We start from the raw sequence: 17,121 nt of genomic DNA on the forward strand, positions 1-17,121 counted from the left end.
ACTCCTTTATCAAAGCATTATTTAATCGATTTATCATCTATTGAAAGCTGACCAAATTTAAAGAAGTATAAATAACCTTTAACAGGTTCGCCAAGTATGGTCTGTAAGGTATTTCTATAGTATTCCATTTGTATTTTATAACGCGCACGCAATTGATTTCCAACTTCTTCATCTGACATATGCAAGCGTCTATTAAATGCATCTGTTTTATAATCAACAAAGTAATATTGCTGATCTTTAATAAAAATCAAATCAATCATCCCTTGAATGATTGATGCGTCTGTTTCTACATCTTTCAACTGGTCTACTTTTGCTTGATTCACAACGAAAGGTAATTCACGATAAATATAATCACTTTGAGCAATCGTAAGATACAAGTCACTCTCAACAAATTTATAAATATCATCAAATTGAATATCAGCTTTTGCATCTTTAGGTATGATCGCTTTAACTATTAATTGGTCAACAAATATTCCAATTTCTTCTGCTGTCAGCCTTTCTTCTTTAAATGGTAAATGCTGCATTACCGTATGCATTAATGTCCCTATTTCATTTGCTTTTCTCTTTGTTTGTTGACTTAAGAAAGCTGGTCTTTCATATGAAGTTGTGCCAATACGATACTGACGAACTCTATCATAATTTGTATCCGCTTGTTCTGTTTCTAATTGTCGTTTTAATTCAGAAACGGACTGTTTTGAAGGTTTCATCATAGCTTCTTGATATGGATAGACGTAACTTAATTGCTGATGTATTTGCGTTTTTAATGTGTCATTGCCACTATTTATATACTCAATATCACTAACTGTACGCTGTTCACTATCTGAAATAACTTGTTCTGAAGCAATGTCTTCATAAAATTCTGTAGTCAAATTCACATAAGGTTGCATCGTTGAATCAATATCTTCTATTGATTGCTCAAAACGCATCTCTCTTGGTAAAGATGATGATTGATATTTTGCTAATATTGGGTATATCATATCAATCGGTCTTTGGGCTGTAATCCGATAACTGACTGGTAAATGTGTTTCCGAAACAGAAACCTGCTCTAATTGTGTTAATTCTTTCTCATCTTTAACACGGCCAATCAAAAATAATTGTTCCTTAGCACGTGTCAACGCCACATAAATTAATCTCATCTCTTCTGAGACCATTTCTTTTTCCGCGATTGCTTTCAAAGTGACTGATGATAATGAAGGATAAGCTAAATTTGATTCTACATCATAATACGTCATTCCAAGTCCATAATTTTGATTTAAAATCACAGGTTTATGTAAGTCATCTCTTCTAAACTTACGCGATAAGCCAGAGTAAATAACAAATGGAAATTCCAGCCCCTTACTGCTATGGATTGTCATCATTCTCACAACATCATCATTAGGACCTATGATGTTTTCTTCACCGAAATCTTTTCCTCGCTCCATAAGTTCATCAATAAATCGAATAAATTGATATAGACCACGAAAACTAGAATTTTCAAATTCTACTGCTTTATTAAACAAACCATATAAATTCGCACGTCGACCTTTGCCACCAATAAGACCACTAAAATATTGTATAACATAGTGATCATTGTAAAATTTATCAATCAGTTGATTAACAGGATGATTTTGACTGTACGATTGATACATAGCTATATCTTTTAAAAATACTTCTAATTTTTTGACCAATTTCTTATTTGCCACGTCATTTTCCATATAATGTTGGATAGATTGATAAAAATAATCATCATGAGGACTAAATACTCTAATGTTTGATAATTCATCTTCTGTAAATTGGTAAATAACTGAACGCATTAAACCGACTAAATAAATATCTTGTAGTGGGTTGTCGATCGTTCTTAAAAAAGACAATATCAGTTGCACTTCTGTTTGTTCAAAATAACCTTCTTTACTATTAACATGGAACGGAATATTATGATCCTTAAATGCTTGTTGTATTTTTCGTGCTTGCCCATATGATCTCTCTAAAATAACAATGTCCTTGTAGTTAGGCTTTCGATATTGTTGGGCTTTAATATCAAAGATTTCACGTGTATTCATTATTTTTTCAACTTGTTGTACAATATATTCTGCTTCTTGTTCAGAACCATTTAACTCAGAAGATGCATCTTCTACTAGCATATTTAAATTCACATCATATGGCTTGTTGTCAAAGGGAGCTCCATAATATAACTGTGCTGCATCATCATAGTTAATCTCTCCTACAGATTCATCCATCATATGTTTAAATAAATAATTAGTTGTCGTTAACACTTCTAATCTTGAACGGAAATTTTGTGATAAATCTATACGTAAGCCATATGATGAGCCATCTACAGTAAAACGATTATACTTTTCGATAAACAAACTAGGATCTGCTTGTCTAAATTTATAAATCGACTGTTTGACGTCCCCTACCATGAATAAGTTGCCATCATGTTCCTCACCACGTTTAATACATGACAAAATCTTTTCTTGTACTCTGTTTGTGTCTTGATATTCATCTACTAATATTTCTTCAAACTGATCACGATAAGATTGTGCAATCATTGAAGGTGAACCATCATCATTTGTTAAAATTTTCAAAGCAAAATGTTCATAATCCGAGAAATCTAAAATATTTCGACTGCGCTTTTTTTGATTAAAAAGTTCTATGACATCTTTTGTAATAAGGCTAAGATAAGATACTCTAGGCGCTAAACGTTGCATATCTTCTTTTAGATTTTCTGAAGACCTTGAAAAATAATCATTCTTAACTTTTGACACTAATTTTTTATAATTATCATAATATGCTTTACCATCATCATAAGCATCTATCATCATTTCGTTTGCTTCTTTAATTTTTTTATCTTTTCGAGGAAATGTTTTTTCAAATTCGTGTTGTACGATTGCTTCATGATTGATATGGCCATTTTCCATAGCTTTGTTTAAGAATTGTTGTTCTTTTTCAATAACTGCAATTTGTTTATCGACTTGTTCCAGCATCATAAATAAATCATAACTTTTATTTAATGACTCTAAGGCAGACCTCATAAATATCATGGCCAACTCATTAAGTAATTTTAATAACGCTTCCTGTTGCACTACATCTTTATATGGTGTTGCAAGACCGCTTAACCAATTCAAAGGATTGGGGTTAGCAACACTAAAGAAATACATTTTTTTTACAATATCTCTGAGTTGTTCATCATTCCTATCTGAGGACAACTGTTCAGTTAAATCAACAAAATGCGGGTCTAAGATGTCATAATGTTGTTCTAAAACCTCATCTATGGTTTGTTCCAGTAATAAAATATTTTCCGCTTCACCACTTGTTTTAAAGTTTGGATCAATATCCAATACATCGTAATGTTGCTGAATTAACTTTAAACAAAAACTGTGTAGTGTAGAAATTTGAGCTTGGTGAATTTTGATGCGCTGATTCTTTAAATGCGTATTATCAGGTGATTCAATAAATGCTTCTTGTATTCGTTGATCTACACGTTGCTTCATCTCTCTTGCACTTGCATTAGTAAACGTTACGACTAATAAACGATCTACATCGACCTTATCTCTAAGAATGCGTTGAATGATGCGTTCTACTAAAACCGCTGTTTTACCAGAACCTGCAGCTGCTGCTACAAGTATGTCTTGATCCTTTGCAAAGATACTTTTCCACTGATTATCGGTCCATCTTGTGCCAGCTGGTTTTACAGGAATCTCACTGATCATTCTTCTTCCTCACTTTCTAACTCCATATTTTGTACTGCTTCAATTGGGTTGATTGTTTCGTCTACGGTTCTATAGCGTTTACTGTCAATCATGCCATCAACATGACAGACTGGTTTATAGTTACAGAAATCACATGGCAGTGTTTGATTATATTTCATTGGCGCTACTTCTGTGTGACCATCCATAATATTAGATGCTGTTTCTATAAAATTTTGCTTATTATGTTGAATTAATTTATAAATCGTCTTTTCGTCCGCGACCTTACTATTAGATTTAATGCCTCCATCTTTTTTTAAACCTAAAGGTACAATATCTGAATTATAGCTAGGTTCTATTCGAGTATCAAAAGCATCCAATACTGCTTCGTCACTATTTAATAAGCCACTTAATTTAAAGGATTGGATAAATTCTAAATCCCTTTTCGTTTCATTTAATTCATTCCACGCAAGTTTAATACGTGGTTCATGGACATGAAAGTACAATAACCCACCCGGCTTAGTCATATTGGTTAGGCCGAGCCTTGCTTTATTTTGTAATACAATATCCATATAAGTCATCATTTGCATTTGCATGCCATAATATACTTTTGTTAAATCTAAGGTCCCACTATATTTTGATGATTTATAATCAATAATATTCACAAAACTTTCATTTCCATGGTTATACGTATCTATCCTGTCAATTTGTCCTCGAATGTTGATAGGAACCCCTTGTTTAGTTTTTAAAGGCTGCGCATACAGTTCTTGATTGTCCCTAGGTTTTTTTCTAAAACTGGCTTCAAAGCGTTGCGGTGTGAATTTACTATAACTACCTTGATATTTTAACGCCGTTAAAGTTGTTTCTACTATTGAACCAATACGCTGTGACAAATAGCGATAATAAGCTGTTGAATTTAATAGATTAAATTGTATCTCTGGTAGGATTTCAGATAACGCGTCACTCGTCAATTTGTGAATTTGTTTGATGTTTAAATTCTTAAAGTCGCCATTAATTTTTTCAGAGATAAATTTTAATACTTGATGGAATATATCACCTAAATCAAAGTTTTCTAGTTTATATTTTGTTCGTTCATTAAGTCGTAAACCATGTGAAGCAAAATGCTTAAATGGACATGATTGATACCCTTCAAAACGTGATACACTAGCATTTATAGTCGTACCATATAAATCTTTTGATAAAGATTCACTTAATTGTACAGTTTTATTATCGTAAGTGAGTGCTGATAACAAATAAGTAAGCCCTTCATTTAACTGCTCATCATCCCTCATAACTTGGTATGTATCTAACCACGTATCTGCGACGATTTCTTCATCAAGCCAAGCTTTAAGTGATTCAAATAATGCAATTTTAGTTTGATGTGGATGTTCCATTAACGTTAGCGGATTTGCTTGATGTTGACGCTGGATGTTTTGTACTTCAAGATCTGTAAACAATTGCTGAATTTGACCTAAAAATGGGCTCGCTTCTTTTTCCTCCCCATTTGATCCCATTAAGGAATATGAAAATGTCACCTCTGAACGCCCTCGTGTCATAGCAATATAGCAAACAAATGCTTCATCCATTTGTAATATATCTGATGTTGGACTTAATTCGATATCAGCTTGTTCTTCAAAATATTTTTTCTCCTCATCTGTTATTAAGCCTGAAGCATTCACAGTCTGTGGTAAAACGCCATCATTGACCCCAACTAAATACACATGTTCTTTATTATCAACTTTTGCTAGATCCATTGTACCAATGCTAACTTGATCAAGCGTTTGGGGAATCATTACAAATTCCAATTGATCCAAACCAATATCTAATAACTCTAAAAATCTACTTTTTGTTAAATTTTGAGTTCCAAAAACCGTAACTAAATCATCTAATGTTTGAATAAATCCATGCCATATTTGATCAATTTCTTCTGATTTACGGTGTTCGCCTTCAGCGTCTAACGTATCACGTTCTGTCATTAACTGACTGGGCAAATCGAACGATTCAATAGCTTCGTAAAACGCTGTTGCAAAATCAACAGCTGTGGTTGCATCAGCCATTTGATTTTCAAAGCGCATAATTTTATCTATCACATCTGTTTTTAACTGAATAACCCTTTCAAATGTTTCACGTTCTTCTTCTGTTAATGGTTGTCGTTTTAAACCCATTTTCCTAAATTGTTCAACTTGGAAATATTTATCATCTATCCAACGTTTTCCATAAATACCACGTTCTAATACAAAATTTTCTAAAATATCAATTAAGTACTGGCTGTCTTTAAATTTTTTAGTTAAAATATTCGTTTTAAACAAACGCATTAGAGGCTCAAAGTTCCAATTTGTCTGAAGCACTTCAATTAACGAGCGAAACATTTCCATTATAGGATGATGAGTCATAGAAGCCTTGACGTCAATGTTATAAGGTATATCGTATTGTGGTAATATCGATTCCATTAAGTAGGCATATGATTCATCTCTATATAAAATAGCAATATCTTGAAAACGTCTACCTAATTCACGGTTTTCTTTTAAAATCCTTCTAGCAACTTCATTTATTTCTTCTCGCATCACTGATGATTCTAGGATAGAGATATGACCTGTTGATGCAATAGGTTCAAATTGCAATGCATTAAAGTTTTTCTCTAAATGCGATAAGTCATTATGAATAAATCTTTGTTGTTGATAAAATGGTTTAACATTTAAATGAATATTCAAATCATTTGCGATGGCTTGCATTTGTGTTAATGATTCTGACGGCTTTCTAAATAAACTAAAAACATCTTTATCTCCATCTGTAGTTAAAGCAACCGTAACTTGCTTGGTATGCTGAACTAATGAACGAATGATTTGATATTCAATTGTAGAAAAGTTATGAAATCCATCAATGTAAATCTCAGCACGTTGCAACCAATCGGATTGGTTCATCACCTCAATAAATCGCTGCAAACTATCCTCAGTAGAAACATACTCGCCACGAATCCTATCTTCTAAATGTTTATATATTAACGCGATGTCTTCTAATTTGTGTTTAGTCCTCGTTTGTAAGTGGTTGTTTGCTATATAATCTTCAATATGTTGTGGAGAAACTGCATATTTTTTAAAATCTTGAATTTGCTCATATAATTTTTCACTAAAGCCATAGTATTTTACTTGAGATTGATATAATTTCAATTCTGACTGATGTTGTTGAATAATGTCATAAATCATCATTTCAGTACCAACTTTGGATAACTGTTGTTCTGTTAATCCACCAACTTCTTGAAAAACACGGTGACTTAAACGTTCAAAATGGAGCACTTCAGTTCTCAAACTGCCATATAATGATGGATCTTTTACAAAAGCTTGCTCTAACTGAAACGTGTTTTGGGTAGGTGCGATTAAGATAATAGGATCACCTAATGGATTTTGTTTCATTTTAGTTTTTATTTCTTCTATTACACTGTGCGATTTACCAGTGCCAGCTCTCCCAATATAAGCATTAAATTCCATTGCGTGCAACAACTCCTTTGATTCATATTTTAACATATTAGGCATTACACTTTGTTTAATAGTCTATGTGATTTACCTACATTTAAGTTCATAAATGAATGATATACTGTGTAACTTTAATATTGGAAAGGTGTCATTCAAAAGGTTCAAAAAGCACAAATTTAACAACATTAATATATAGAAAAACCTGAGACATTTTTATGTCTCAGGAAGTATACACATATGCTATCTATTCATAACTGACATCTGGGTTAAATCCAAATGTCATTTTATTTAACGGCCAATATCTAAATGAAACTTTACCTACTACCTTATCTTCATCAATCAAACCAAATGAGCGGCTATCCTTACTCACTTCTCGATTATCGCCTAATACTAACAATTTCCCTTTTGGAATTTTGTTTTTTCCATCAACCTGATTGATTTCTTTTGTTTTATAAGTACCTGTAATGTATTCACCTAGTTTGTGTTTTTCATTGTAATCTAAATAAGGCTCATCAACTTTTTTACCATTAACATATAATTGATCTTTTTTATATTCGATGTTATCTCCAGATGTACCAATAATACGTTTTACATAATCTTGTTCCTTATTAGCGTGGAATACAATGACATTTCCCTTTTCTAAATGACCTAGCTTTTGACCAATCATATTTACAACTACGCGTTCACCATCTTTTAAGGTTGGGTCCATAGAATCCCCTTTGACTGTGTATGATTTTGCAACAAAATTTGTAATCAATAGGACTAACGCTACTGCGACAGCAATTGACACAATCCATTCTAGTATTTCTTTTTTCACTTTTTACACCTCGTCTATTTATTTAAAGTTTACTGTGAAGTTGCTTAAAGGGTAATACCTTAAACTTACATCACCAATAATGTCTTCTTGTCGAACAAAACCCTCTGTTCTTGAATCGTTTTTTAGTTCTCGATTATCATTCAGTACAAAGTATTCGCCTGGTGGAATTATATCTCCTTCAGAGCCTTTAATATTTCTGAGGGATAGATCTTTCATACTTGACTCAGTATACATTTCATCTACTTGTCTGTCATCTCTATACAACTGATTATTTTTAAAGGTTATAGATTGGCCAGGCTTCCCGATAATTCTACCAATATGTACATCGTCACCTTTATGGTACATGATAATATCGTTAAGCTTTAGCATATTAAAAGTCGTTTTGATTTTATTAACAATCACACGATCATTTTGTTTCAACGTTGGCGTCATACTTTTATCTTGTATGACTGCTCCTGTAATAATAAAAGTCTGAATCAATATTACAATAATAATCGCAAATATTATAGAAATCAAATGTTTTACTACCTTACTCAAATTGTCACTCCTCTGGAGAATGCATAAAATATCGTTCAAGTTTTCTACCTATAAACCAAACGACAATAATAACAATAATGATGATGACCAACCTTAAAGGCTGTGTAAATAACGTCGTAATATCATTGCCTAACCATCCAATCAAACCAATCATTATCAATTTCGAACTGAACAATACTACCAGATAAACGTGTGCTCTGATATGCGACAAGCTTACGACCAAGTTTACTAATGCACTTGGGGTAAAGGGGAAACATAATAGAATGAAAATAGGAATAACGCCTTTTCTATCTATAAAATGTATTAACCTTTGAACCGAGGTGCGTTGTTGTAATTTTTTCATATAACGTGTATGGTTCAATTTGCGAAAACCTAAAAATACAAGATAACTTCCTAAAACAGTACCCAACCATGCTAATAATGTACCCATCAAAAATCCAAATGCATTCACATTCACAATCACAAATACAATAATAGGTAGTACTGGGATAAATGCTTCAATAAAAGGCAATAAAAATCCTACGATATAACCTAAACTACCAAATAAATCAAACCAATACTGCACTTGTTCTTGAGTCATTTCATCAATCCCTACCAATGTTAGTCAACGATTATTATAAGTGTATTATAGCGATTTTAAAACAATTATGTATACTTTTGTGTAAATATCAGTCTCAAGTACCAAAACAGTAAATGACATTACACACAAATGATAAGTTTTTTTATAAAATAGCACATAAAAAAATTTCCGCATTTTCAATGCGGAAATCATTTTCTCAGTCACTTATTAATCTAATGCACAGATAAAATTATAGACGTTTTTCTAATGCTTCTTTTTTATCTTCAAAACCTGGTTTACCTAATAATGCGAACATATTTTGTTTATATGCTTCTACACCAGGCTGGTTAAACGGATTTACACCAAGTTGATAGCCACTCATTGCGCAAGCCATTTCAAAGAAATAAACGAGATAACCAAATGTTTCTTCATCTAATTGTGGAACGTTGATCACTACATTTGGCACGCCACCATCAGTATGTGCTAATAAAGTACCTTCAAAGGCTTTAGTGTTCACTTCATCAATTGTTTTACCTGCTAAATAGTTTAAACCATCTAAATTGTCATTATCTTCTTCAATTGTAATATTATGCTTTGGTGTATTTACTTTGACAACAGTTTCAAATAAGAAACGACGACCTTCTTGTACATATTGTCCAAGTGAATGTAAATCAGTTGTATAATTTGCACTGGATGGATAGATGCCTTTGTAATCTTTACCTTCTGATTCACCAAATAATTGTTTCCACCACTCGTTAAAATATTGCATTGAAGGTTCATAATTGATTAACATTTCAGTGTCATAACCTTTAGCATATAAAATGTTACGGATACTAGCATATTGATATGCAATATTATCTTCTAAGTTTTCAGAAGAGAGCTCTTGTCGCGCTTTTGCAGCCCCGCCCATCATTGCTTCAATATCAATACCTGCGACAGCGATTGGTAATAAACCTACTGCAGTTAAAACTGAGTAACGTCCACCAATATCATCCGGCACTACAAATGTTTCATAGCCTTCATTTGTTGCTAATTGTTTTAATGCACCTTTTTCTTTATCAGTAGTAGCAAAAATACGTTGTTTTGCTTCTTCTTTACCATATTTATTTTCTAAGATTTGTTTAAATAGTCTAAATGAAACTGCTGGTTCTGTTGTAGTACCAGATTTAGAAATAACATTTACTGAAAAATCTTTACCATCTAAATAACTAATTAACTCTTGTGTATATGTCGAAGATAAATGATTACCTACAAAGACAATTTCAGGATATTCATTACTATTTCTAAATGCCGGTGTCAACATTTCAATTGCAGCACGTGCACCTAAATATGAACCACCAATACCAATTACAACAAATACATCTGAATTATTTTTGACACGTTTAGAAGCTTCTAATATACGTGAAAATTCTTCTTTATCATAATTAACAGGTAAATCAATCCAACCTAAGAAATCACTACCAGCACCTGTTCCTTCATGAATTGTATGATGAATTGATTTAACAATATCTTTTTGTTGTTTTAATTCATGTTCGCCGAAAAATTCTAAAGTTTTACCATAATCTAATTGAATATGAGTCATCTAAATTGCCTCCAATGTTTTTGATTTCATACATATTTTACTAAGTTTATTTTGACTATTCAAACAACTAGCCTACAAAACAAAATTTTTTATAATTATTTTAGCTTATTCATTTCTTATACAACAGACAGAACATCCAATCATATATTCACTGATATATACATCTTCATAAAACGCATATAACTCCAAAACACCTAAATTTCAATATACAAACAGACGGTTGAATTGTAAGAAATTTCTACAAAATGCATATTTATGTATAAAAATGGTTTTATTTTCACCATCCTTCTGCTATACTTACTAATATCAAATTTATAAACAACATATTAAAAAATTCAATTGAGGTGTAACGGTATGAAGGAAAAAATAGTTTTAGCATATTCGGGCGGTTTAGATACAAGTGTTGCAGTGAAATGGTTGATAGATAAAGGCTATGATATCGTAGCTTGTTGTCTGGACGTCGGCGAAGGTAAAGATTTAGATTTAGTGCATCAAAAAGCTTTAGATATGGGTGCAGTTGAATGTCATATTATTGATGCCACAGAAGAATTTAGTGAAGATTTTGTTTCATATGCAATCAAAGGCAATTTAATGTATGAAGGCACATATCCCCTTGTATCTGCATTATCAAGACCTTTAATTTCAAAAAAATTAGTTGAAATTGCTAACAAGACAAATGCAGTAGGTATTGCACATGGTTGTACCGGCAAAGGTAATGACCAAGTTCGTTTTGAAGTGGCCATAAAAGCATTGGATCCAGAGTTAAAAGTATTTGCTCCAGTAAGGGAGTGGGCTTGGAGCCGCGAAGAAGAAATTGACTATGCAATCAAACATAATATTCCAGTACCTATCCAACATGATTCACCATATTCTATTGACCAAAATTTATGGGGAAGAAGTAATGAATGTGGCATTTTAGAAGATCCATATGCAGCACCACCAAAAGATGCATTTGACTTAACGAATGAAATTGAAGATACACCTGACGAAGCAGATGAAGTCGTACTTACATTCGAACAAGGCTTACCTACCGCTTTAAACGGTAAATCCTATAAATTAAGCCAATTAATTTTGGATTTAAACAAATTAGCGGGTAAACATGGTATTGGAAGAATTGATCATGTAGAAAATAGACTCGTCGGTATTAAGTCTAGAGAAGTTTACGAAACACCTGCAGCAGAGGTTATAATCAAAGCGCATAAAGCACTCGAAACGATCACTTTAACTAAAGATGTCGCTCATTTTAAACCTGTTATTGAAAAACAATTTTCGGAACAAACGTACAATGGACTTTGGTTTTCTCCACTAACTGATAGCCTAAAAGCGTTTGTAGATAGTACACAAAAATTCGTTTCTGGTGACGTACGTCTTAAATTATTTAAAGGTAATGCCGTTGTAAATGGTAGAAAATCGCCACATACACTATATAATGAAAAATTAGCGACTTATACAAAAGAAGATGCATTTAATCAAGAATCTGCAGTCGGTTTTATTGATATCTTTGGTTTACCTACAAAAGTTAATTCTATGTTACACGGCGGATATTCAGATGAGTAATAAAGCTTGGGGCGGAAGATTTAGTGAGCAACCCGAAGACTGGGTCGATGAATTTAATGCCTCCATTCACTTTGATAAAACGCTCATCCAATATGATGTGCAAGGAAGTATTGCTCACGCTAAAATGCTAGCTAAACAAGATATCATAACCGATGAAGACTGTCAGCAAATAATCAATGGTTTAACAACGATTTTAAATGATTATGAACAAGGTAATTTATCATTCGATGTTTCTTTAGAAGATATTCATCTAAACATTGAGCATGAATTGATTAAACGTATCGGTGATGCAGGTGGTAGGTTGCACACAGGACGTAGCAGAAATGACCAAGTTGCTACTGATATGCACCTATATACTAAAGAAGAAGTTACTCAAATTATTGAGCTCGTCAATGAGTTGCAACAAACAATTGTCAATATCGCAGAACAACATGTCAATACAATTATGCCTGGTTATACACATTTGCAAAGAGCTCAACCTATTTCATTTGCACACCATATACTGACTTATTACTGGATGTTAGATAGAGATAAATCGCGTTTTCAAGATAGTTTGAAGCGAATCGATATTTCACCACTTGGTGCTGCTGCTCTAAGTGGGACGACTTATCCAATCGATCGTCATGAAACGCAATCTTTATTGAATTTCGGCTCTGTTTATGAAAATAGTATAGATGCTGTAAGTGATAGAGACTATATAGTAGAAACATTGCACAATATATCATTAACAATGATACATTTATCACGTTTTGCTGAAGAGATTATCTTTTGGTCATCAGCAGAAGCCAATTTTGTAACTTTATCGGATGCATTCTCAACAGGTTCCTCAATTATGCCTCAAAAGAAAAATCCTGACATGGCAGAGTTAATAAGAGGCAAAGTAGGACGTACGACAGGAAACCTAATGAGCATTTTGATGACGCTCAAAGGTTTACCACTTGCCTATAACAAAGATATGCAAGAAGATAAAGAAGGGCTATTTGATGCGGTGCATACGATTAAGGGCTCCTTACGAATTTTTGCTGGCATGATAGATACAATGACTGTGAATGTCAATCATCTACAACAAACTGTTTACAATGATTTTTCAAACGCTACTGAATTGGCTGATTACCTTGTCAATAAAGGTGTTCCGTTTAGATCAGCACATGAGATTGTAGGAAAAATCGTACTGTGGTCAATTCAACATAATGTCTATTTATTAGATGTGCCGTTGGAAGAATATCAGAAAGCGCATAAACGTATTGATTCAGATATTTATGATTATTTAAAGCCAGAAAATTGCGTTAGTCGTAGAATTAGTTATGGCTCAACTGGACAATCAGCGGTAGAACATCAATTATCAGTTATCAAGCAACATCTAAATACAAATTAATAAACCTTTAAAAACTGGAAGTTAAACCATTACTTAACTTCCGGTTTTTTCTTCCATTCATAGTCCAACGTTTTAATCCATTTCACATTTTACTTAGCTCCCTCAACATATGTTTGTATAAATGTATTAACAGTACTCAACTCACCATGTCTTGAATCCTATAGATAAAGCTATTTATTTATATGTCTCAAATCTATATAGACACTTTTCTATATAGATGTTAGTCTATTTAATGCTTAGGATGTATCAATATGTCTTATAAAAAACTTTCAGCATTGCTTAAAGTTTTATCAGATTCAAACAGATTAGAAATATTAGATTTACTTTCTTGTGGTGAACGATGTGCATGCGATTTGTTGGAGCACTTTCAATTCTCGCAACCCACGCTAAGCCATCACATGAAAACATTAGTGGATTATGAGTTAGTGCATACACGTAAAAATGGAAATAAGCGTTTGTACCAGCTTAATCATGTTATTTTAGATGAAATCAATCAAAGTCTCAATATAATTCACACATCGAACCAACATTGCGCATGTCATAATATGAAATCAGGTGAATGTTAATCAATGACCATTTTAGCTATATTAATTTTTCTTTTAACATTAATTTTTGTCATATGGCAACCTAAGGGATTAGATATTGGTATTACTGCTTTAGCTGGGGCTATCGTAGCTATAATTACAGGTGTAGTTAGCTTTTCCGATGTATTAGAAGTAACAGGCATCGTTTGGAATGCCACGTTAACTTTTGTTGCTGTTATTCTTATTTCATTAATATTAGATGAAATTGGTTTCTTTGAATGGTCTGCACTACATATGGTTAAATCATCGAATGGTAACGGGTTAAAAATGTTTGTTTTCATCATGCTATTAGGGGCAGTTGTAGCAGCATTTTTCGCAAATGATGGTGCTGCTTTAATCTTAACGCCTATCGTATTAGCCATGGTGAGAAATTTAGGATTTAATAAAAAAGTCATCTTCCCTTTTATTATTGCCAGTGGATTTATCGCTGATGCGACATCATTGCCCCTGATTGTAAGTAACTTAGTAAATATCGTTTCTGCAGATTATTTTGATATAGGATTCATTGCGTATTTTAGTCGTATGATAATCCCTAATGTATTTTCTTTACTAGCTAGTATTCTCGTATTGTGGCTTTATTTTAGAAAATCTATACCACATACATTTGATACTGAAAACATTTCAGTACCTAAAGATGCTATTAAAGATCCTAAATTATTTAAGATTTCATGGATTGTATTAGCCGTACTGCTCGTAGGCTATCTTGTAAGTGAATTTATCCAAATACCTGTATCAATCATTGCAGGTATGATTGCTTTTGTCTTTGTATGCTTAGCTCGTAAATCTAATGCAGTTCATACTAAGCAAGTAATTAAAGGTGCTCCATGGAATATAGTGTTATTTTCCATTGGTATGTACCTCGTCGTATTTGGGTTAAAAAACGTGGGTATTACCACAATTTTAGCCAACGTATTATCCAGTATTTCAAGTTATGGACTATTCAGTAGTGTTATCGGAATGGGCTTTATATCGGCCTTTTTATCATCAATCATGAATAATATGCCTACCGTTTTAATAGATGCAATTGCTATTGGCCAATCCAATGTCGTTGGCACTTTGAAAGAAGGTATGGTTTATGCGAATGTCATTGGCTCTGACTTGGGCCCTAAAATCACGCCTATTGGTTCTTTAGCTACATTATTGTGGCTTCATGTTTTAACACAAAAAGGTGTAAAAATTGCTTGGGGTACCTATTTCAAAACAGGCATCGTCATTACCATTCCAGTACTATTTGTTACCTTGTTAGGTTTATATTTCACGCTCGTTATTTTTTAAGAAAAGAGGTCTTAATTATGAAGAAGAAAATAATTTATTTTATATGTACTGGTAACTCTTGTCGTAGCCAAATGGCTGAGGGTTGGGGAAAGCATATATTAGGTGAAACATGGCATGTCTATTCTGCTGGTATTGAGACACATGGTGTTAACCCTAAAGCGATAGATGCTATGAATGAAGTAGGTATTGATATATCAAATCATACGTCAGACTTGATTGATAATGATATTTTAAAGCAAGCAAATTTAATCGTAACACTATGTAGCGATGCAGATAAAAATTGTCCAATTTTACCACCGAATGTAAAAAAAGAACATTGGGGTTTTGATGATCCAGCTGGAAAAACTTGGACAGAATTTCAACGTGTTAGAGACGAAATTAAATTAGCAATTGAAAATTTTAAAACCAAATAAATGTATTAAGTCACCGGCACAGCAGCTTTGACTACGCCAAAGCGTCCGTTTCAAATGAAATTGACACTTTTTGTTGGTTTGAACTTATATATAGGCATATGAAGTTAACGTGATTAAACTAATACATCCTATATATGCCAGAAAAAATTTTAATTAGTTTAATATATTGTTATAACAATATTAACTTTTTAAATCTTAAATTTTAATCGTGTAAATGTCATTCTCAAACAAACGTTTATTTTGTAGGGTTGATATGTAAATACATATCGAGGAGTGACCCATTCTTGCAAAATTTAAAAAAAGCATTATCAACGAGTCTAGCAACGTTATCTCTAGCTTTGATTGGAACGACTTCTATAGCAACTGCAAGTGAAAATAACCACAATATCAATACACAATCATCTGCCACACCCTCAAAGCAACAAGGTAACAACTCACACAACCCAAACAGAGCTCAAAATCTAACAGGTGAAAAATATGCAACGATTGCTCATAGAGGTGCCAGTGGTTATGCACCAGAACATACTTTTTATTCATATGATAAAAGTCACAATGCAATGGGAGCATCATATATCGAAATCGATCTTCAGATGACTAAAGATGGTCATCTAGTTGCCATGCATGATGAAACAGTTGATAGAACTACAAACGGTACAGGTAGAGTTGATTCATATACACTAAAAGAATTAAAGCAATTAGATGCTGGTAGTAAATTTAATGCCACAAACCCTCAGTATGCTAATTCAAATTATGTAGGTGCTGAAATTCCTACATTAGATGAAATATTAGAACGATATGGCCCGAATGCAAATTATTATATTGAAACTAAATCACCAGATGTGTATCCAGGGATGGAAGAAGCAGTATTAAAAACACTAAACAATCACAATATGCTTAATGAGCAATCATTAAATCAAGGGCATGTCTTATTACAATCATTTTCACCTGAAAGCTTAAGTAAATTGCATCGTTTAAATAGCAATGTCCCATTGATAAGGTTATTAGATAAAGGTGAGTTACCCGCGTTAACTCAACAAGATTTTAATCAAATGCGTCAATACGCAATCGGTGTCGGCCCTGAATATACAGACTTAACTAAACAAAATGTTAAAAACCTTAAAAGAGCTGGTCTGCTGGTACATCCTTTCACCGTTAATAATGAAACCGATATGCACCGCTTAAATCGATATGGCGTTGACGGCGTTTTTACAAATTATCCTGATTTATATAAACAAGTCGTTCTAGATAATGAACAAAAAAACAAATAACAAAAAAGAAGAAGTTCTT

Annotated in this window: 12 protein-coding genes; 6 read left to right on the forward strand and 6 right to left on the reverse strand. The window is 32.8% G+C overall.

Features of this window, described 5'->3' with window-relative positions; genetic code table 11:
- Positions 1-17: 17 nt before the first annotated feature.
- From addA to JG554_RS09575, 6 genes are all read right to left on the reverse strand, one after another.
- Entirely contained in the window at positions 18-3,689 is a 3,672-nt protein-coding gene (addA, locus tag JG554_RS09550; RefSeq protein ID WP_107359980.1) for a helicase-exonuclease AddAB subunit AddA, read from the reverse strand.
- Positions 3,686-7,150, reverse strand: a complete 3,465-nt coding sequence (gene addB, locus JG554_RS09555; RefSeq protein WP_119505735.1) for a helicase-exonuclease AddAB subunit AddB — start codon at positions 7,148-7,150, stop codon at positions 3,686-3,688. Before addB ends, addA begins: the two co-directional genes overlap by 4 nt.
- 229 nt (positions 7,151-7,379) lie before the next feature.
- Positions 7,380-7,952, reverse strand: coding sequence for a signal peptidase I (lepB, locus tag JG554_RS09560; protein ID WP_064209440.1), 573 nt, complete (start codon positions 7,950-7,952; stop codon positions 7,380-7,382).
- Positions 7,953-7,970: 18 nt separating this feature from the next.
- Entirely contained in the window at positions 7,971-8,489 is a 519-nt protein-coding gene (lepB, locus tag JG554_RS09565; RefSeq protein ID WP_064209441.1) for a signal peptidase I, read from the reverse strand.
- A 4-nt stretch (positions 8,490-8,493) separates the two neighbouring features.
- Positions 8,494-9,069, reverse strand: coding sequence for a TVP38/TMEM64 family protein (locus tag JG554_RS09570; protein WP_046208034.1), 576 nt, complete (start codon positions 9,067-9,069; stop codon positions 8,494-8,496).
- Positions 9,070-9,298: 229 nt separating this feature from the next.
- Positions 9,299-10,630 carry a glucose-6-phosphate isomerase gene (locus JG554_RS09575; RefSeq protein WP_064209442.1) on the reverse strand — a complete coding sequence of 444 codons (1,332 nt, stop codon included), beginning with the start codon at positions 10,628-10,630 and terminating at the stop codon, positions 9,299-9,301.
- 354 nt (positions 10,631-10,984) lie between these two features.
- Between JG554_RS09575 and JG554_RS09580 the strand changes: the two genes are divergently transcribed.
- From JG554_RS09580 to JG554_RS09605, 6 genes are all read left to right on the forward strand, one after another.
- Complete coding sequence (locus JG554_RS09580; RefSeq protein WP_064209443.1) at positions 10,985-12,187, forward strand: argininosuccinate synthase; 1,203 nt, start codon at positions 10,985-10,987, stop codon at positions 12,185-12,187.
- The gene (argH, locus tag JG554_RS09585) at positions 12,180-13,562 is read left to right on the forward strand and encodes an argininosuccinate lyase (protein WP_107359978.1); all 1,383 of its coding nucleotides are present in this window, start codon (positions 12,180-12,182) and stop codon (positions 13,560-13,562) included. Before JG554_RS09580 ends, argH begins: the two co-directional genes overlap by 8 nt.
- 251 nt (positions 13,563-13,813) lie before the next feature.
- Entirely contained in the window at positions 13,814-14,128 is a 315-nt protein-coding gene (locus tag JG554_RS09590) for an ArsR/SmtB family transcription factor (protein ID WP_046208030.1), read from the forward strand.
- A 3-nt stretch (positions 14,129-14,131) separates the two neighbouring features.
- Positions 14,132-15,421, forward strand: coding sequence for an arsenite efflux transporter membrane subunit ArsB (arsB, locus tag JG554_RS09595; protein ID WP_203265275.1), 1,290 nt, complete (start codon positions 14,132-14,134; stop codon positions 15,419-15,421).
- A 17-nt stretch (positions 15,422-15,438) separates the two neighbouring features.
- Positions 15,439-15,834: an arsenate reductase (thioredoxin) gene (gene arsC, locus JG554_RS09600; protein ID WP_070039204.1), complete on the forward strand. Its 396-nt coding sequence runs from the start codon at positions 15,439-15,441 to the stop codon at positions 15,832-15,834.
- Positions 15,835-16,118: 284 nt separating this feature from the next.
- The gene (locus tag JG554_RS09605) at positions 16,119-17,102 is read left to right on the forward strand and encodes a glycerophosphodiester phosphodiesterase (RefSeq protein WP_064209448.1); all 984 of its coding nucleotides are present in this window, start codon (positions 16,119-16,121) and stop codon (positions 17,100-17,102) included.
- Positions 17,103-17,121: the final 19 nt, after the last annotated feature.

The organism is Staphylococcus sp. 11-B-312 (assembly GCF_016743055.1).
In the GTDB taxonomy this organism is placed as follows: domain Bacteria; phylum Bacillota; class Bacilli; order Staphylococcales; family Staphylococcaceae; genus Staphylococcus; species Staphylococcus ureilyticus.